We start from the raw sequence: 18519 nt of genomic DNA on the forward strand, positions 1-18519 counted from the left end.
GACGAATGGCAGGGAGCGGACAGTGGCTCCCACTGGGAAGGGGGCGCTAGCGAGTCATCAGAGGAAGTGCTTGATTCCACGAAAATTGATGGCACATTGATGTGCAAATGAAATTGTACTGACATCACCTGTCAGTGCGTCTGCGTAAGCTCGCGTCATCTTCCAACGGATCTGGACATTCCCATGCCTTCCCCGCCCCACGACACCCTGGCCAATCGCCTGGCGCAGATCCTTGTGCAGTTGAATCAGGGCGAACCGGTGTGCCGCTATGACCTGGCGGACCGTTTTGGGGTCAGCGAGCGCACCATCTACCGCGACCTCAATCGCCTGGGCGGCAGTGTCGAGCGTCTGGCAGACGGGCGTTATCGCCTGAGCACGGCGTCCCAGGGTGCGCTCGACCCCCGGGACCTGGAGGTGTTTGCCAGGCTCACCGGGGTCAAGGGGTTGTTCCCCGACAGTGGCCACCGCTTTTTGCGCTCGCTGATCGACCCGCAGGCGCCGAGCCAGTTTCTGGTCAAGGGCCATCACCACGAAGACGTGCGCCCCCGCGACCGCCAGTTCCAGCAACTGACCCAGGCCATCGCCCAGCACCAGCGCTGCCACCTGCTGTACGGCGAAAAGCCCCGTGAGCTTGAGCCCTATCGCCTGGTCAACAACAAGGGCATCTGGTATTTGGCCGCCACCGAAAACGGCCAGTTGAAGGCGTTCAGCCTGGGCCGCATCAGCCTGCTGCGGGTGGGGCGCGAGACGTTCACGCCGTGCCCGACCATCGCGCGGCAGATCGAAGAAGACGACGACATTTGGTTCAGCACCACCAAGGTCCAGGTACGCCTGAGCGTCGCCCCCGCCATCGCCTATTACTTTTTACGCCGCGCCGTGGTGCCCGCCCAACAGGTGCTGGACCACGCCGCCGACGGCACGCTGACCCTCAGCAGCGCGGTCGGCCACGCCAACCAGATTCTGCCGATCATCCGCTATTGGATGCCCCATGTGCGCGTGCTTGAGCCCGCGTGGCTCGCCGCGCAATTGCGCAACGAACTCGAACACTACTTGCAGCACGCCCCACCGCCCCCTACAGGAAGCCAGCCATGAATCAACAGGTAAACGGTCCCGACGCTAACGCACTGACGCCGCTGGACCCTGAGCTGTTGTCCAGCGAGCAGTACCAGGAACACCAGGCCGACGCCGTGGAGCAGAACGTCTTTGGTGGCGAAGAAAACGCCGTCGCCACCACGGCCCTGGTGGCGCAGTTCGTGCAATCGCGCGAGCAGCAGGCCGAGCGGCCGCTGGAAGACTGGCTGGACGAAGAATTCAGCAAACACCCGCACCTGTGGCAGAGCCCCGCCCAACGCCAGGCCAGCGCCAAGGAAGTGATCGAGTCGGTCACCCATGGCTACGCCGCGTCGCGCTCGTTGCACGAACACCTGGCCCGCGGCCAGAGCGAGGCGAGCTGGGTCGCCCGCGAGCTGGAAAAAGCCGCCGGGGTTGCCGGCAACGTGGGCGTCGGCCGCTACGCCACGGCCATCGACGTCGCCCTGGCCGAGGCCACCGCGGGCGCGCGGGTGATGATTACCAACAACAACGGCGATATCAGTTTTTCGCCCAACCTCGACGGCTACATCGCCGAGCAGCACCACGTCGATACGTTCAACATCGACGCGGTGACCAAGGGCAGCGAGTACCGCGCCCGGGTGGTCAACTCCAATGAGCTGAATTCGGTCGATATCCAGATCGTCGACGGCCAGGGCAACGTGGTCCACGAGTACCAGTCCAAGTACGGCGCCGACGCCGAGGCCACCGAACGCCTGTTCAAGCGCGGCGAGTACGGCGAGCAGAAGCGCCTGGTGCCCGAAGGCCAGGCCAAGGACGTGCCCGACAGCACCGAAACCATCGAAATCGACGGTGTGCAGTCCGAGCCCCTGAGTAAAGAGCAGGCCGGCGAATGGCAGCGCAAAGCCCGCGAAGAAGCCGAAGCGCGGCAATACGACTGGAACGACACCAACCGCATCAACATTGCGAAGAACCTTGGCAAACAGGCGTTGATCGGCGCCGGTATCGCCGCCAGCCTGCAAGGCGTGCGGATTCTGGCGCGCCGCGCGTGGAACCGCTTCAAGGGCCGCGAGAACCCGGCGGCCAGCGCCGACCTCAAGGCGTTCTTCGACAGCTCCCTGGACAGCACCCTGCAAGTGGCGACCCAGGTGGCGGTGTCTGGCGCCCTGGTGGTGGCGGCGAAAAACGGCCTGCTGGGCCCGGTGCTCAAGCGCACCCCGGCCGGGCGCATCGCCAACATCGCCTGCATCGCCGTGGCCAACGCGAAAATCCTGCACAAACTGGCCAAGGGCCAATTGAGCGGCGGCGAAGCGGTGGAGTTGATGGGGCAAACCACCGTCTCCACCCTGTGTTCCCTGGCCGCGGCCTCCAAGGGCGGGGCCATGGGCGCGAGCATTGGCACCGTGTTCGGCCCGCCGGGTATCGTGGTCGGCGGGTTTGTCGGCGGCGTGCTGGGCGGCATGGCCGGTGGCGTTATCGGCGAGCGCGCGTTCAACGCCGGTAAACACCTGGTCAAGACCGCCGTGGCGGTGGTCAACAGTGTCTCGGCCAGCCTGGCCGAAGGCGCGCGCAACCTGGCCAAGGGCCTGGGCAACTTGGCCAAGGGGTTGTTCGCATGAGCGCCGCCTTCACCGCGTTGCAAGTCAAGCTCCACGCTCACCTGGCGGCCGGTTACCCGGGGTTCTACATCCACTCGGGCGAGGAGGCGCGGGTTGACCGCATCCTGATGCGCCTGGGCGAGGAGGCAGGCCTGCACCTGATGGAGTGGAACCTGGCCTATGGCTGGGTCAATTTCACCACCAAGCAGCCGCGCACCGCAGACGCCCAGACCGACCTGGCCCATTGCCTGCCGATGCTGGCCGATGAAGACCTGGGCGACAAACTGATCGTCATCAAAGACGCGCGCCTGGCCCTGGAAAACCAGCCCCTGGCCATTGCGCGCCTCAAACAGTTGCTCAACCGCATCCAGCGCCATCACCGTGGCCGCTGCGCCGTGGTGCTGGTGGGCGAGAGCCTGTTCGTGCCGCCCCAGGTCGAAGCGCAAATGACCTTGCTGGCGCTGCCATTACCGGGGCGCGAAGACATCCTCGCCCTGGTACAGCGCTGCGCCAGCGAGCTGCCCCTGAGCATTCCCCGGGCGTTGCTGCCGCGCCTGGTGGCCACGTGCAGCGGCTTGAGCGAAGAGGAAATCCGCCAGGTGCTCGCGATGGTGCAGCCGTTGCACCCGCAACTCGACGACGGGGCATTGAGCCTGATCCACCACGAAAAAGAGCAGATCATCGCCAAAAGCGGTGTGTTGGAGATGATTAAGGTCGGCGAAACTGCCCACCACATCGGTGGCCTGGAAAACCTCAAGCATTGGCTCAAGCGCCGCGCCGAAATCTTCCGCCGCCTCGACGAGGCCGGGCAGGCCGGCGTCACCGCGCCCAAGGGCGTGCTGATTGCCGGGATGCCGGGGTGCGGCAAATCCCTCACCGCCAAGGCCGCCGCCAACCTGTTCCAGTTGCCGCTGCTGCGCCTGGACATCGGCTCGCTGCTGGGCAAGTACGTCGGCGAAAGCGAGCACAACATGCGCCGCGCCCTGACCATGGCCGAAAGCGTCAGCCCCTGCATCCTGTGGATCGATGAACTGGAAAAAGCCTTCGTCGGCATCGGCAGTGGCGAAGGCAGCGAGGTGTCGTCCCGGCTGTTTGGCTACTTCCTGACCTGGATGCAGGAAAAAACCGGGGCGGTGTTCGTCATCGCCACCGCCAACAACATCAGCGCGCTGCCCGCCGAGCTGCTGCGCAAGGGGCGTTTCGACGAAGTGTTTTACGTCGGCTTCCCCAACGCCCAGGAACGCTCGGCGATCCTCGCCATTCACCTGGGCGAGGACTGGGCGGGCTTCACCGAAGCCCAGCAACAGACCCTGGCCGCGCTATGCCGCGACTACTCCGGGGCGGACATCCAGAACGCCGTGGGCGAGGCCCGCGAAAGTGCATTCCTCGACGGCCATGCCCTGGCCCACGAAGACGTCGAACGGGCGATCCGCGCCACCGTGCCGCTGCGCGAAACCCTGCGCGAGCAGGTCGGCAAGTACGAAATCCTCTTCGAGAAACTCAAGCTCAAACCCGCCTCGCGCATCGACGGCTTGAGCATCGCCCAGATGATCCAACTCACCGACAGCCCCAACCCGGTGCGCCGCAACGAGGTGGCGTGCCACCTGGAATGCCCCGACGACCTGCTGGAAAAACTCAGCCGCGACCACGACCCGCAAGTGCGCCTGAGCGTGTACCGCAACCCCAACTGCACCGAACGCCTGCTGGCCGCGTGCCTGAGCAAGGACAAGCGCGCGGCGGATTTCGACCTCGACGCTTACCACCTCAGTTGCCTGCACCCGCGCGCGCCCATGGACCTGCTGGCCAGTGAGCTGGGCAAGTGGAACGGCAGCGGCGAGCACATCCAGGAAGCCGCGCTGCTGGCCTGCACCCACCTCACCGACGACGTGCGCCTGGCGCTGTTTATCCAGAGCAAGCAGCACTCCACGCGCCTGGCTATTTGCCAGAGCAGTTGGCTGTCACCGCCCTTGCAAGGCCAGTTGCTCGACAGCCTGTGGGAGGTCAAAACGGTCAATACCGGCCTGCAAATGCAAGCGCTGATCGCCAACCCGGTGCTGGACCCGGCCCACCACAAGCGCATTGCCAACCACCCCGTCGAAGACATGGTCGATAGCTTGCTGGTGCTGGAGAACCTCTCGGAGCACGCCCAGGCCATTCTCGTGGGCGACGGCCGGCACTTCGAGGCCTTGGCGCAGAACCCGTGCATCGGCAAACACGCGCAGTTGTCGCTGCTGTTATCGGCGTTGCCGGAACACGCCAGTGAGGTGCTGGAGGCGCTGAAACCGGACTCCACCTCGCCGTTCTTCCACCAGACCTATGAGTCGCTGCCGTTTCGCAGTTGGCGCTTTCAGACGGTCTACCAGGCGCTGTCGAAGAACCCCAACCTGTGCCCCGAGGCGGTGAAAGTGCTGGTGGCCTTCGAGCAAAGCGATGAACTGTCGACGATTATGTTCAACCTGGCGCGCAACCCGGCCCTGCCGCCGAGATGGCAAATGGCGTTCGCGCAGGGCGATAACGAGCCGTTGAAACGCCAGTTGGCCGACAACCCCAACCTGCTGGCCGAGGTGGCGGTGCAATTGAACGAGCAAGGTGTCGAAGCCGCCGAACAGGTGGCAGGTACTGGCGCGGTGATGGGCACCATGGGCTCGTTGATCCCTGGAGTCGGTGCTTCGGTCAACAGCGCGGTGCTGGCGGCCTTGCACAGCGTGGCGGCCGGCAAGGCCAAGGCCAAACCAGCCACCCTGGCCGACCTGCTCAAGGGCCATGCCGAAGGCCAGGTCGGCACGGTGAAGCTCAAGGCCGGCGGCTTCTTTGGCGCGTTCTTCGACTCGGGCAAACCCTAGGCCGACTGGCCAGGCTCCTCGGGTGGCACCTGGGGCGCGGGGAAGTCTGCCAGCAGGTCGCTGATCTCGGGTTTTTCCTGTAGCGGTGGCTTGAGCGGCGCCAGGCTCGCGAGAAACTGCGCCCACGGGTCGGGCCCTTGCGTGACTTGCGCCAAGGTGAGGGGCACGTTGAGGGCGTCGCTCAACGCCTGGCTGGCGCTCATCAGGTGTCGGTCAACGATGAGGCTGGCAATCTCGTCGGTGCGCGGGGAATTGAGGGTGTTGGGGACGAGCGGCAGCGGTTGATCCTGGGGCGCCGGCACAGCGGGCAACTGTTGTGCCAGGGGCCGCAGGCGCACCCGGGATACCGCATCGGTGATGGGCTCCGTGCCGCTTAAATGGGCGCTCAGGTCGAACGGGAGCTGAATCACCGCATCCGGTTCGGTAGAGGTGAAGGCGTTGTGGTGGTCTTCGCTCAGGTCCTGACGGGCGACGATCAAAAACTGGGTGGCAAACACCTCGAAAATCTGTACGGCGCCCTGGTAGACACAGCGCAGCAGGAGGCCGTAGTGCGCCCTCGGCGCTGTCGCGGCGGCGGTTGGCGTAGCCAGGGTGAAAAAGCTCAGGTGCCCGTATTCCAAGGCTTCGCGTTGAGCCCGTGACAGTTGGGACAGTTCGTAGCAGAGGATCTCGATGTACGCCTGTTTGATTTTCATGACCTGGCTATCGAACGCAGCGGCATACAGGCTCTGGGCGTCGTTGAGCCGAGCAAACTCGCGGGACAGGCTCGGGTAATCGATCTGCCCACCGGGGCAGTGCCACTGTTGGGCGCGGTGCTTGAGTTGCGCGGCGCTGTGCAGCTCCACCAGCGAATACAACCGGGCATCGGCCGAGGGGGTGTCGCCGGGGCGCCTGGCCAGGAGGCGCTGTTCCAGGGCGGTGTTGTTGGGGAAGACCCAGCGCAGGTCGGCCAGGGCGCTCTGGTGCAGGGTCACGACAGGTTCTTCCAGGCTTTGCAGCGCCGCTATCAGCGCTTGGCGCTGGAGGTTCAGGGCTTTGATCGCGGCCCGGTAGTCCTTGGGCGGGAAATGGGCTTTGCGTTCGAGGATGCCATTGACCACCGCCCAATCGAGGATGAACTGCACCGCGGCATCGGAATCGAGAAAGACGCGGCGGGTCGGGTTGGTGGGGAGATGGCTCAGGGCAATGATGTCCAGGTAGGTCGCTTCATGGGATGAGCCCAGCCGCAAGTGCTCCAGGTACAACACGTGCTGCCTGACGATCAGCCAGATCTGCGAACTCATGTGCGGTGCCGAACTCTCGATGCCCCGCAGCAACAGCTCAGGCGCCGTGCCTGCGAGCAACAGGTGCATGGCCAGTGGGCGTTGTAGCCAGCCTATGCCGCTTTGCGCCAGGTGCTCATCCAGGCTCTGGTAGACCGCGCCGGAGCGCTTGCCCCAGTTGTCGCTGTCCATCAGGTCGAATCCCGCTACCTGGTTGCTGAGCACGGAAAAGTCGGGGTCCAGGCTCAAGAGCAGGGCCGTCAGGGTTCTCGCGTTGCGGTGCGCGCGGGCGAACAGAGGCGTGTCATCGCCTGGCGGCCAGGTCGTGGCCGTGCCCAGGCGTTCGGCCAGGTGCTGCGCCCGGGGGCTGTTGAGTATCCGCGCCAGCAGATAATCCCCTTCGGCACGGATGCCAGGCACGAATTTGTCCTCCACCTGGGCCTGGCTCAAGTAGTGCAGCAGGTTGGGGTGGGGCTCGGGCACCGTGGTGGCGATGATGCCCAGGATGTTCTGGCGCTCGGTGGCCGTCAGCCGTTGCACGGTGCTAAGGGCTTCCTGCAGGGCCCGCCAGTAGCTGCCCAGCAGGGGTGGGTTGCGCAGCTTGATGCGCAGCAGCCGCGTGCCCACTGCCGCCCGGCTGGTGGGGTGTAGCCCGCCGAGGCGGTAGAGGGCCATCAGTTGCTTGAAGGTGGCGCTCGCATCGCTGCTGATCTCCCCGCCCGTCTTGCTTGCCCGTTCAAACAGCGCCTGCGTCAGGTCATGCAGCCCCTCCACGGCCTGTACCGCGTCCTGTAGTTGTACGCGCAGGCCACTTCGTGTGCGGGCAGTGATGCGGCGGTCAGCGCTTAGCCGGATCGGGCTGTCGGGCGACAATTGATGGGCGCTGGCGATCTCCTGAAAACGTGGGTGTTGCGTCAATTCGCGCAAGTGCTGCGCGGCGGCCGCCAGGAAGGGGCGATAGGTATGCGGGTCGACCTCGATGACGGGCCAATCGTCCATTTCGCTCAGCGGTTTGTCGGTGGCCAGTAGGGCTTGGGTCAGGCTGTAGTAGTCGTTGTGGGCACCGATGTGGCGCTGATGGCTGCGCAGGTCGGAAGCGGAAAAAGCACACTCGCTGACCGGCACGAACGCGGGCGGCTGGCGTTGGCGCAGGCGGTAAATCAGCGCGTCGAGTTCATGGGCGTTGGTGGCCGGGGTGAGATCGTAGGCGTGCAGCAAGGCCTGGAGGCTGAAGGTGCGGTTGGTGTGCACCTCGATGTCGAGTTGGACCAGAAGCTGGTTCAAGGTGTGCCACGGCGCGCCCAGGCCCGCGTCGATCAGGGTGCCCGCCGGCAGGCTAGGCCTGGTGTTGGCTGGCGCAACGGGGAAAAGCCCCTCCTGGGCACGGGCGTAGTAGCGGCGCGATGGCGGTATGGGCTGGCCGGAGTCGAGGGCGTGGGCATGATAGTCGCGGATTAACTGCTTGAGCTGCCTGGAAGCTGTGTCCATGGTCCGCGCCAGCCAGGAACCGGACCCCAGAATCACCCGCTGCTGGTTCAGGACCGCGAGGTCGATGACACGGTTTTCGCGCGAGGCCTGGTCACGGTGAGCGGCAAGCACCTCGGCCAAGTGTTGGAAGTCGCTGTATTGCTGCTCCAGCTCATTGTGGATTGCCGAGAGGGAGCGGCCCTGTTCGGTAAACAGGGGAAAGGCCTGCAGGCTGCCCAACTCCTCAAGCATTTGCCGGGCTTGCGGGCGGTTGTGCGGCAGGGGGTAGCCGTGAAACGCCAGGATCGACGCCAGGGGCAGCGCCGGTTCTGCTTCGTCGATATACGCCAGCCCCAGGTTCGCCACATCAATGCTGTGGGCCACGCTGAGGATGGGGTTGGCCAGCGCCCGCCAGCCGCTGTCATCGTCCAGGGTAAAGGTGACCGGGCCTGTTGGGGTGCTGGCCTGCAATGAAGTGCTGTGTAGCACCAGGCTGTCGAGCTTGAGCGCGTGGCGCTTGGCCCAATCGAGGAAGGCCGGGGCGTTGATGGCCTTGCGGTACACGCTCAGCCAATGGCCCAGGGTCGAGTGCTGCGGCACTGCACGCTTACCCGGTTCGCCCAGGCCTTGGGTGCCGGTGTTGGCCATGGCCCACAGTTCGTTGTACAGGTGGGTAATCAGGCGCGGGTCTTGTACCCCCGGCAGTTGCAGCCCGACGCCGGACTCCAGGGGCCAGGACAGCGGGTTGTGCTCGTCAGTGTCGAGGGGGGGAGATTGATTCATGCAGGGCGCTCCGTCGGCGAGCGCTCCACGGTGAAGCGCTCAGGCAGGCTTGATCCTGTTCGGTTGGCGGCGCCGCACATAGATGCCGGTTCAGCGCGGTGTGTAGCGGGTCTCGGATGGAACGGCAGGCACAGCGCCTGGGAGGGAGTAAGCCGCTGGGCTCAGACGCGCCACAGGTACCATGCGGCCACGGTACGGTGCGGGCTCCAGGCCTGGGCGAGCGCGCTCATCTGCCGGGCGGTGGGGCGGGCCGCCAGGCCCTTGAGGCGGCGATAGCCTTCGCATACGCCGAAGTCGTCGGCGGGCAGGATGTCCAGGCGTTCGAGGGTGTAGATCAGGAGCATCTCTACGGTCCAGCGGCCGACGCCGCGCAGGCTCACCAAACGCGCGATCAGCGCTTCGTCGTCCATTGCCATGGCTTCTGCGTAGCCAGGCACCAGGCCACTTTCGGTGGCGGCGGCGATGCCGTGCAGCGTCTGCAACTTACGCGCTGAAAAGCCGCAGGCGCGCAGGGCCTCGGGGGCGGTGGCCAGCAGTTGCGCGGGGCTGGGGAACGCCTGCCCGGGGTACAGCGCCAGCAGGCGCCCGAGAATCGCCTCGGCGGCGCGGGCGTGCAGTTGCTGATAAGCGATAGCCCGCACCAGCGCTTCGTAAGGGTCGCGGGTAGGTTTGGCGGCATGCAGGCACGGGCCGACGCGGGCGATATGGGCGGCCCAATCGGCATCCAGCGCACTGAGAAATTGGCTGGCGCGGTGCAAGGCGTCTGCGTTCATGGCCTCAACCGGCCTTGCGCATCGTCAGGTTGATGCGCCGTGCGCCCAGCAACGGGTGCTCGCCGGCCTTGAGGGGCAGCACGCCGTGGTAGCGCAAACGGTCGGCGCCGCCCCACACCGCCACATCGCCGTGCAGCAGGGGGATGCGCAGGGCCTTGTCGCTGCGCTCGAAACCGCCGAATTGGAACACCGCCGGCAGGCCCAGGGACACCGAGACAATCGGGTGCTCGAAACTGCGCTCGTTGCGGTCCTGGTGCAGCGACAAACGCGAACCGGGCAGGTAGTGGTTAATCAGGCAGGCATCGGCGGCGAAATCGGCAAAGCCTGCGGCCAACGCGGCGGCTGTGGCCAGTTCGCTGAAGGCCTCTGGCATCGCCGGCCATGGCGCCTCGCGCAGCGGGTCCAGTGGGCTATAGCGGTAGCCGCGGTGGTCGCTGGTCCAGCCCAGGCTGCCGCAATTGGTCAAGGCCACCGACAAGGTAAAGCCGCGCACGGTGACCATATGACGAAAGGGCGAAGTGGCCTGAATCGCCTGTAACGCCGGCAGCAACTGATCCACCCAAGGCAGCGCAAACCCGCGCAACACCCAGGCCTGGGCGCCGATCTGCTGGGTGGTGGGCTCGGGCGTGTGGTGGGCGAACAGGTCCGGGGTGTGTGGGCCGTTGGGGGCTGGCATGGCAGATCTCACTCAATTGACCCGGTAGCAAGCGGGTTGTGGGGCAGTCTATACCCAGCGCGCCACGCGCATCACTGCGACTCTTGCGGTGTATGGCAGGGCTTTTGAATCGGCCGGTTATTCTGTAGCCTTGCGCAGCTTCAACGCTGTCCACCTGATGACTTTCCATTCTCCCGGCGGTATCCGAAAGGGTCCGGAGCCGGGTGTATACTCGACTTTCGCGCGAAAGCGCCTGCAGGTCTTGCGATCATGACGCACATTTCCGAACGCCTTCTGGTACAAGCCCACCTCGACGCCAAGCAGCCCAAACCGCTGACCGCCGCGCAAGAGGCCGATTACCGTGCCGCCATCGCCGCCGAGCTCAAGGCTCAGGACGCGGTGCTGGTGGCGCACTTTTATTGCGACCCCGTGATCCAGGCCCTGGCCGAGGAAACCGGCGGCTGCGTGTCCGACTCCCTGGAGATGGCCCGCTTCGGCAACGCCCACCCGGCCAAGACCGTGGTCGTGGCCGGGGTTAAGTTCATGGGCGAGACCGCGAAAATCCTCAACCCGGAAAAACGCGTGCTGATGCCTACCCTGGAGGCGACTTGCTCCCTGGACCTGGGCTGCCCGGTGGAAGAATTTTCCGCTTTTTGCGACCAGCACCCCGAGCGCACGGTGGTGGTTTATGCCAACACGTCGGCGGCGGTCAAGGCGCGTGCCGACTGGGTGGTGACGTCCAGTTGCGCCCTGGAAATCGTCGAAAGCCTGATGGACAACGGCGAAACCATCATCTGGGGCCCGGATAAACACCTGGGCACCTACATCCAGCGCAAGACCGGCGCCGACATGCTGCTCTGGGACGGTGCGTGCATCGTCCATGAAGAGTTCAAGTCCAAGCAGCTCGAAGACATGAAGGCCCTGTACCCGGACGCCGCTGTCCTGGTACACCCGGAGTCGCCGACCTCGGTGATCGAATTGGCCGACGCCGTGGGCTCCACCAGCCAGTTGATCGCTGCCGCCCAGAGCCTGCCGAACAAGACCCTGATCGTGGCCACCGACCGCGGCATCTTCTACAAGATGCAGCAGCTATGCCCGGACAAGGTCTTTATCGAAGCGCCCACCGCCGGCAACGGCGCCGCCTGCCGCAGTTGCGCCCACTGCCCGTGGATGGCGATGAACACCCTGGAGCGCACGCTGCAATGCTTGCGCGAAGGCTCGGGGGAGATTTTCGTCGACCCGGCGCTGGTGCCCCAGGCCATTCGCCCGCTCAAGCGCATGCTCGACTTCACCGCCGCCGCGCGGCTCAAACTGTCGGGCAACGCCTGAGGGTTTAAGCCGGATAAAAAACGCCCCGACTGGTTCGGGGCGTTTTCGTGTAGGCGCTTTACTTTTTCTTCTTGGGCACCCGCACCACGCAGGTGTCGGAATAGATGTCGTGCCAACTGCGTTTTTGCTTGTCCACCAGCACCCAGAAAAAACCCAGGCCCAGGCACAGCAGCGATGCAATCGACACCACAAAGCGCAGCAGCGCCTGCCACAGGCTGATGGCAGTGCCGTCGGGGTTTTGCACACGCACGCACCACACCTGCATGCCCAGGGTCTGGCCGGACCAGGTCCAGAACTTGGCGAAGAAGCCAAACAGCACGAACAGCAGCACGGTGGACAGCAAAGGGTCACCGTCCAGGGCGCCGGACTCGGTCAAGGTGCGCATGCGTTCTTCGCCGATAATGGCCATTTGCACCATCTTGTACAGGCCGGCGGTGCAGATCAGCAGGGCGGTGCACAGCAGGAAGTCGTAGAACATGGCAGCCAGGCGACGGCCGAGGGTGGCGACGGGGAAGTCGCCCTGGGGCGTGAGCGGGTGTTTCGACATGACAGCCTCTGGCCAAAAAAGAAGCCATTTTACGGCTTTACGCCCATAAAAAAGCCTCTGATGTCAGCATCAGAGGCTTTTTGTCGAAGCGGTGAATCAGGCTTCGGCTTGTACTTCATCAGCCTGCATGCCTTTTTGGCCCTGCACGGCGACGAAAGTGACTTTTTGGCCTTCTTTCAGGCTCTTGAAGCCGTTGCCCTGAATGGCGCGGAAATGTACGAACAGATCCGGACCGCTTTCTGGAGTGATAAAACCAAAACCTTTCTCGTCGTTAAACCACTTGACGGTGCCGCTCTGACGTTGGGACATTTCTTATTTCCTTTGAAGCAATAAATTGATGGCAGCCTCTTTCGCAGGAAAGAGCACTGGGGCTGGTTGCAGGAAAGTAAGAGACGTCGAACGGGTTGTAGCAAACTTATGGCTACTGCCCAGGTCACGGTTCTAAGCGACCCATGCAAACACAGTTCGCGAACTCTACGCCAACTAATGGAGAAAAGACAACCCCCTCAAGGAGCCCGTTTTTGCTGGGCTTTGAGCCAGGTCAATGAGTGCGGTGGGTTTATTCGATAGTGCTGTTCAATTGTTTTCGTAGGTTATAAGCAAAGTTCACTATCGAAATAGTGAGCGCTTGTGTGCACTGTTTTATGGCGGTTGCGTTACAGATTAGTGCACTGTTACGCAACCGCGTTACTTATAGAAACAGTCAATCAACCACGGTAGTAGCGTTGTGGAACAAAGGGCATCTTGCTTACCACCATAGGTACTTGCTTGCCTCGCACAATCGCCCAAACGACGGTATCGAGCGCCAGGTAGGCGCTGTCCACGTAGCCCATGGCCAGCGGCCCACCGAGGGTCGGGCCGAAGCCGCCGCTGCACACGGTGCCGATGCTGTCGCCCGCCTGGTTGACGATCTCGGCGCCTTCGCGCACCGGTGTGCGTTCCTGGGGCAGGAAGCCCACGCGCTTGCGGCTCACGCCGTCGCGCTGCTGGGCGAAGATGGCCTCCGCGCCGGGGAAACCACCGGCACGCGGCCCGTCGGCGCGGCGGGCCTTGGAGATGGCCCACAACAGGCCCGCTTCGATGGGCGTGGTTTGGGCGTTCATGTCATGGCCGTAGAGGCACAGGCCGGCCTCCAGGCGCAGGGAGTCGCGGGCGCCAAGGCCGATGGCTTCGACTTGCGGCTCGGCCAGCAGGGCGCGGGCCAGGGCCTGGGCGTTCGCGGCGGGTACGGAAATCTCGAAGCCGTCTTCACCGGTGTAACCCGAGCGGCTGACGTAGCAGTCCACGCCCAGCAACTTGAGGCTGGCGAACTGCATGAAGGTCATGCTGTTCACCTCAGGGGCCAGGCGCGCCAGCACCTTGACCGCTGCCGGGCCTTGCAGGGCGAGCAGGGCGCGTTCCTCGAACAGTGCCTCGATCTGGCATTGCTCGCCGATGTGCTGGCGCAGGTGCGCCAGGTCCTGGTCCTTGCAGGCGGCGTTGACCACCAGGAACAACTCGTCATTGCCCAGGTTGGCCACCATCAGGTCGTCGAGGATGCCGCCGCTTTCGTTGGTGAACATGGCATAGCGCTGCATGCCCACCGGCAGGTCGAGGATGTCCACCGGCACCAGGGTTTCCAGGGCTCTGGCGGCATTGGCGCCGGTGAGGCGGATCTGGCCCATGTGGGACACATCGAACAACCCGGCCTGTTCGCGGGTGTGCTGGTGTTCCTTCATCACGCCCAGAGGGTATTGCACCGGCATGTCGTAGCCGGCGAACGGCACCATGCGGGCGCCGAGTTCCAGGTGCAGGGTGTGCAGCGGGGTTTTCAACAGGGTTTGGGTGGACATGTGCAGCTCCTGAAAAATGCGCGGATGGGCGTGGCGGCCCTCAGCACTCGATGATGTTCACGGCCAGACCGCCACGGGCGGTCTCCTTGTATTTGCTTTTCATGTCGGCGCCGGTCTGGCGCATGGTGCGGATGACTTTATCCAGGGAGACGAAGTGCTGGCCGTCGCCGCGCAACGCCATGCGTACGGCGTTGATGGCCTTGACCGAACCCATGGCGTTGCGTTCGATGCACGGCACCTGGACGAGGCCGCCGATGGGGTCGCAGGTCAGGCCCAGGTTGTGTTCCATGCCGATCTCGGCGGCGTTCTCCACTTGCTGGACGCTGCCGCCGAGCACTTCGCACAAGGCCCCGGCCGCCATGGAGCAGGCCACGCCGACCTCGCCCTGGCAGCCCACTTCGGCGCCGGAGATGGAGGCGTTTTCCTTGTAGAGGATGCCGATGGCGGCGGCGGTGAGCAGAAAGCGCACCACCCCGTCGTCGTTGGCGCCGGGGATAAAGCGCATGTAGTAATGCAGCACGGCGGGGATGATGCCCGCCGCGCCATTGGTGGGCGCGGTGACCACGCGCCCGCCGTTGGCGTTTTCTTCGTTGACCGCCAGGGCGTAGAGGTTGACCCAGTCGAGCACCGACAGCGGGTCGCGCAGGGACGACTCCGGGTTCTGGCACAACTGCCGATGCAGCGCGGCGGCGCGGCGCTTGACCTTGAGCCCGCCGGGCAGGATGCCTTCGTTGCTGCACCCCGCGGCGACGCAGTCCTGCATCACTTGCCAGATGTTGAGCAACCCGGCGCGGGTCTCGGCCTCCGGGCGCCAGGCGCTTTCGTTGGCCAGCATCACCTGGCTGATGGGTAGGCCATAGGTGGCGCAGTGGCCGAGCAGGTCCTTGGCGCTTTTGAAGGGGAAGGTCAGGGGCGTGGTGTCTTCGACGATGCGGTCGGCCCCGGCGGCGCCTTCATCGACCACGAAACCGCCGCCCACGGAGTAATACTCGCGGCTGCGGATTTGCAGGCCGGCGCTGTCGAAGGCGCGAAAGATCATGCCGTTGGGGTGGAAGGCCAAGGGCTTGCGGATCATGGCCAGGTGTTCTTTCTCGTTGAACGCGATGCTGTGTTCGCCGAGCAGGTTGAGGCGGGCGCTGGCACGGATGTCGTGCAGGCGTGCGGCGACGGTGTTGGTGTCGACGCTGTCCGGGTGCTCGCCTTCCAGGCCCAGCAACACGGCCTTGTCGCTGCCGTGGCCTTTACCGGTGGCCCCGAGGGAGCCGTACAACTCGACTTTGACGCACGCGGTGGCCGCCAGCAGGCCATCGCGGCGCAGCCCTTCGGCAAACCGCGCCGCCGCCCGCATCGGGCCGACGGTGTGGGAGCTGGAAGGGCCGATGCCAATCTTGAATAAGTCGAACACGCTTAAGGACATGGGGGGCTCCTGGGGGAGCAGTGGTTAGCGGCAGGCTTCAAGCGGCAAGTCAGAGCGGGTGGGCTCTTAACGTGCAGCTTGGGGCCTGTCGCTTACGGCTGCCTTACGCGTAATTTTCTATGGAGGGGCAGGCGCACACCAGGTTGCGGTCGCCGAAGACGTTATCGACACGCCCCACCGGTGGCCAGTATTTGCCTTCCACCAGGGACGCCACCGGGTACACCGCTTGTTCGCGGCTGTAGGGGTGGCTCCACTCGCCGACGATTTCCGCGGCGGTGTGGGGGGCGTTTTTCAGGGGGTTGTCGTCCTTGTCCAGGGTGCCGTTTTCCACCGCGCGGATTTCTTCGCGGATGCGGATCATGGCGTCGCAGAAGCGGTCCAGCTCTTGTTTGGATTCGCTTTCGGTGGGCTCGATCATCAAGGTGCCGGCCACCGGGAACGACATGGTCGGGGCGTGGAAACCGAAGTCGATCAGGCGCTTGGCCACGTCATCGACGCTGATGCCGCTGCTGTCCTTGAGCGGGCGCAGGTCGAGGATGCATTCGTGGGCCACCAGGCCATTGCTGCCGGTGTAGAGCACCGGGTAGTGCTCCTCCAGGCGCCGGGAAATGTAGTTGGCGTTGAGGATCGCCAGTTGCGAAGCGCGCTTGAGGCCTTCGCCGCCCATCATGCGGATGTACATCCAGGTGATCGGCAGGATGCTGGCGCTGCCGAACGGCGCCGCGCACACCGCGCCTTCCTTGCGTGCCATGGCCGCGTGGCCCGGCAAGAACGGCGTGAGGTGGGCCTTGACGCCAATTGGGCCGACGCCCGGGCCGCCACCGCCGTGGGGGATGCAGAAGGTCTTGTGCAGGTTCAGGTGCGATACGTCGCCGCCGAACTTGCCCGGGGCGCAGAGGCCGACCATGGCGTTCATGTTGGCGCCGTCGATGTACACCTGGCCGCCGTGGTCGTGGATGATGCCGCAGATTTCGCGGATGCCTTCCTCGAACACGCCGTGGGTGGAGGGGTAGGTAATCATCAGCGCGGCGAGGTGTTCGCGGTGCTCGATGGCCTTGGCTCGCAGGTCTTCGATATCCACGTTGCCGCGCTCGTCGCACGCGGTGACCACCACGCGCATACCGGCCATATTGGCGGTAGCCGGGTTGGTGCCGTGGGCCGAGGACGGGATCAGGCAGATGTCGCGGCGCGCTTCGCCACGGCTCTGGTGGTAGGCGCGGATCGCCAACAGCCCGGCGTATTCGCCTTGGGAGCCGGCGTTGGGTTGCAACGAGATGGCGTCGTAACCGGTGGCCGCGCAGAGCATGGTTTCCAGTTCATCGGTCAGTTGCTGGTAGCCGGCGCTCTGGTCGGCGGGGGCGAAGGGGTGCAGGGCGCCGAATTCGGCCCAGGTCACCGGGATCATTTCGCTGGCGGCGTTGAGTTTCATGGTGCACGACCCCAGCGGGATCATGGTGCGGTCCAGGGCCAGGTCCTTGTCGGCGAGTTTGCGCAGGTAGCGCATCAGCTCGGTTTCCGAGTGGTAGCGGTTGAACACCGGGTGGCTGAGGATCGGCGACTGGCGCAGCAACTCGCCGGGAATGCGGCTGGCCACGCTGGCGGCGAGGGTGGCGAAGCCCGGCAGCGGCTGGTCGCCGGCGAACAGGCGCCATAGGGTTTCGACGTCAGCCTGGCCGGTGGTTTCATCCAGCGACAGGCCCAGGCGTTCGCCGTCGATCACCCGCAGGTTGATACGCATGGCGCGGGCCTGTTCGTGCAGGGCAGCGGTGCGGGTGCCGGTGTGTAGGCTCAGGGTGTCGAAGAAGGCGCTTTGCTCCACGGCCACGCCCAGGTCGCTCAGGCCTTGGGCCAGGATCGCGGTCAGGTGATGGATGCGTTGGGCGATCTGGGTCAAGCCTTGGGGGCCGTGGTACACCGCGTACATGCTGGCGATGTTGGCCAGCAGCACCTGGGCGGTGCAGATGTTGCTGGTGGCTTTCTCGCGGCGGATATGTTGCTCGCGGGTTTGCATGGCCAGGCGCAGGGCCGGTTTGCCGAAGCGGTCCACGGAGACCCCCACCAGCCGGCCCGGCATGTCGCGCTTGAAGGCGTCCTTGGTGGCGAAGTACGCCGCGTGCGGGCCACCGAAGCCCAGTGGCACGCCAAAGCGCTGGGCGCTGCCGATGGCCACGTCGGCGCCGAATTCGCCCGGCGGGGTCAGCACGGTCAGGGCCAGCAGGTCGGCGGCCACCGCCACCAGGGCGTTGGCGGCGTGCAGGCGTTCGGTCAGTGCGCGGTAGTCGAACAGGTCGCCGTTGCTGGCCGGGTATTGCAGCAAGGCGCCGAAGAAGGCGCTGACGTCGGTCAATTCGCGCTCGTCGCCGACCACCACGTCGATGCCCAGCGGCTCGGCGCGGGTGCGCAACACGTCAAGGGTCTGCGGGTGGCAATGGCGGGAGGCGAAAAACGCGTGGCTGTTTTTGTTCTTGCTCAGGCGCTTGCAGAAGGTCATGGCTTCGGCGGCGGCGGTGGCTTCGTCCAGCAGCGAGGCGTTGGCGATCGGCAGGCCGCTGAGGTCGCTGATAAGGGTCTGGAAGTTGAGCAGCGCTTCGAGGCGGCCCTGGGAGATTTCCGGCTGATAAGGCGTGTAGGCGGTGTACCAGGCCGGGTTTTCCAGGAGGTTGCGCAGGATAGGCGACGGCGTGTGGCAGTTGTAATAGCCCTGGCCGATGTAGGTCTTGAACAGTTGGTTCTTGGCGGCGATGGCCTTGATCGCGGCCAGGGCATCGGCTTCGCTCTGCCCGGCCGGCAGGTCGAGCACGCTGGTGCCCTTGATGCTGTCGGGGATCACGCTGGCGCTCAGGGCCTCCAGGGAATCGAAGCCCAGGCTGTTGAGCATGGCTTGCTCGTCGCCCTGGCGCGGGCCGATGTGGCGCGCGATGAATTCGTTGGCGGTGCTCAGGTTGACTTCAGTCATGGCGGCG

At 64.9% G+C, this 18519-nt stretch carries 12 protein-coding genes; 4 read left to right on the forward strand and 8 right to left on the reverse strand.

Features of this window, described 5'->3' with window-relative positions:
• The first annotated feature begins 183 nt into the window (after window positions 1–183).
• The 3 genes from CKW13_RS02615 to CKW13_RS24595 are packed head-to-tail and all read left to right on the forward strand — an operon-like array spanning window position 184 to window position 5491.
• Window positions 184–1092, forward strand: coding sequence for a YafY family protein (locus tag CKW13_RS02615; protein ID WP_095106676.1), 909 nt, complete (start codon window positions 184–186; stop codon window positions 1090–1092).
• Complete coding sequence (locus tag CKW13_RS02620) at window positions 1089–2669, forward strand: hypothetical protein (RefSeq protein WP_095106678.1); 1581 nt, start codon at window positions 1089–1091, stop codon at window positions 2667–2669. Before CKW13_RS02615 ends, CKW13_RS02620 begins: the two co-directional genes overlap by 4 nt.
• Window positions 2666–5491 (forward strand): AAA family ATPase, encoded by a 2826-nt coding sequence (locus CKW13_RS24595; protein ID WP_256576489.1) that lies wholly within the window; start codon window positions 2666–2668, stop codon window positions 5489–5491. The genes CKW13_RS02620 and CKW13_RS24595 overlap by 4 nt, the downstream gene beginning before the upstream one ends.
• Here CKW13_RS24595 and CKW13_RS02630 read toward each other — a convergent pair.
• From CKW13_RS02630 to alkB, 3 genes are all read right to left on the reverse strand, one after another.
• Window positions 5488–9003 (reverse strand): hypothetical protein, encoded by a 3516-nt coding sequence (locus CKW13_RS02630; protein WP_095106680.1) that lies wholly within the window; start codon window positions 9001–9003, stop codon window positions 5488–5490. The two genes, CKW13_RS24595 and CKW13_RS02630, sit on opposite strands and share 4 nt — an antisense overlap.
• Window positions 9004–9164: 161 nt before the next feature.
• A complete protein-coding gene (locus CKW13_RS02635; protein WP_095106682.1) occupies window positions 9165–9776 on the reverse strand; it encodes a DNA-3-methyladenine glycosylase in 612 nt (203 codons plus the stop codon).
• A gap of 4 nt (window positions 9777–9780) precedes the next feature.
• Entirely contained in the window at window positions 9781–10452 is a 672-nt protein-coding gene (alkB, locus tag CKW13_RS02640; protein ID WP_095106684.1) for a DNA oxidative demethylase AlkB, read from the reverse strand.
• A gap of 249 nt (window positions 10453–10701) precedes the next feature.
• On the opposite strand from alkB, the gene nadA reads away from it, so the two are divergent.
• Window positions 10702–11760, forward strand: a complete 1059-nt coding sequence (gene nadA / locus CKW13_RS02645) for a quinolinate synthase NadA (protein ID WP_095106686.1) — start codon at window positions 10702–10704, stop codon at window positions 11758–11760.
• A 58-nt stretch (window positions 11761–11818) separates the two neighbouring features.
• Here the strand turns inward: nadA and CKW13_RS02650 are convergent, their stop codons facing one another.
• The 5 genes from CKW13_RS02650 to gcvP form a co-directional block, all read right to left on the reverse strand.
• Window positions 11819–12307 carry an RDD family protein gene (locus CKW13_RS02650; RefSeq protein ID WP_095106688.1) on the reverse strand — a complete coding sequence of 163 codons (489 nt, stop codon included), beginning with the start codon at window positions 12305–12307 and terminating at the stop codon, window positions 11819–11821.
• A 96-nt stretch (window positions 12308–12403) separates the two neighbouring features.
• A complete protein-coding gene (locus tag CKW13_RS02655; RefSeq protein ID WP_003175786.1) occupies window positions 12404–12616 on the reverse strand; it encodes a cold-shock protein in 213 nt (70 codons plus the stop codon).
• Between the two features lie 398 nt (window positions 12617–13014).
• Complete coding sequence (gene gcvT / locus CKW13_RS02660) at window positions 13015–14139, reverse strand: glycine cleavage system aminomethyltransferase GcvT (RefSeq protein WP_095106690.1); 1125 nt, start codon at window positions 14137–14139, stop codon at window positions 13015–13017.
• A 40-nt stretch (window positions 14140–14179) separates the two neighbouring features.
• A complete protein-coding gene (locus tag CKW13_RS02665; RefSeq protein WP_095106691.1) occupies window positions 14180–15556 on the reverse strand; it encodes an L-serine ammonia-lyase in 1377 nt (458 codons plus the stop codon).
• Between the two features lie 103 nt (window positions 15557–15659).
• Window positions 15660–18512, reverse strand: a complete 2853-nt coding sequence (gene gcvP / locus CKW13_RS02670; RefSeq protein WP_095106693.1) for an aminomethyl-transferring glycine dehydrogenase — start codon at window positions 18510–18512, stop codon at window positions 15660–15662.
• Between the last annotated feature and the right edge of the window lie 7 nt (window positions 18513–18519).

The organism is Pseudomonas sp. Irchel 3E20 (assembly GCF_900187645.1).
In the GTDB taxonomy this organism is placed as follows: domain Bacteria; phylum Pseudomonadota; class Gammaproteobacteria; order Pseudomonadales; family Pseudomonadaceae; genus Aquipseudomonas.

Coding starts and splice junctions, on each gene's coding strand:
- CKW13_RS02615 (WP_095106676.1), top strand. CDS start 184: ATGCCTTCCCCGCCCCACGACACCCTGGCCAATCGCCTGGCGCAGATC.
- CKW13_RS02620 (WP_095106678.1), top strand. CDS start 1,089: ATGAATCAACAGGTAAACGGTCCCGACGCTAACGCACTGACGCCGCTG.
- CKW13_RS24595 (WP_256576489.1), top strand. CDS start 2,666: ATGAGCGCCGCCTTCACCGCGTTGCAAGTCAAGCTCCACGCTCACCTG.
- CKW13_RS02630 (WP_095106680.1), bottom strand. CDS start 9,003: ATGAATCAATCTCCCCCCCTCGACACTGACGAGCACAACCCGCTGTCC.
- CKW13_RS02635 (WP_095106682.1), bottom strand. CDS start 9,776: ATGAACGCAGACGCCTTGCACCGCGCCAGCCAATTTCTCAGTGCGCTG.
- alkB (WP_095106684.1), bottom strand. CDS start 10,452: ATGCCAGCCCCCAACGGCCCACACACCCCGGACCTGTTCGCCCACCAC.
- nadA (WP_095106686.1), top strand. CDS start 10,702: ATGACGCACATTTCCGAACGCCTTCTGGTACAAGCCCACCTCGACGCC.
- CKW13_RS02650 (WP_095106688.1), bottom strand. CDS start 12,307: ATGTCGAAACACCCGCTCACGCCCCAGGGCGACTTCCCCGTCGCCACC.
- CKW13_RS02655 (WP_003175786.1), bottom strand. CDS start 12,616: ATGTCCCAACGTCAGAGCGGCACCGTCAAGTGGTTTAACGACGAGAAA.
- gcvT (WP_095106690.1), bottom strand. CDS start 14,139: ATGTCCACCCAAACCCTGTTGAAAACCCCGCTGCACACCCTGCACCTG.
- CKW13_RS02665 (WP_095106691.1), bottom strand. CDS start 15,556: ATGTCCTTAAGCGTGTTCGACTTATTCAAGATTGGCATCGGCCCTTCC.
- gcvP (WP_095106693.1), bottom strand. CDS start 18,512: ATGACTGAAGTCAACCTGAGCACCGCCAACGAATTCATCGCGCGCCAC.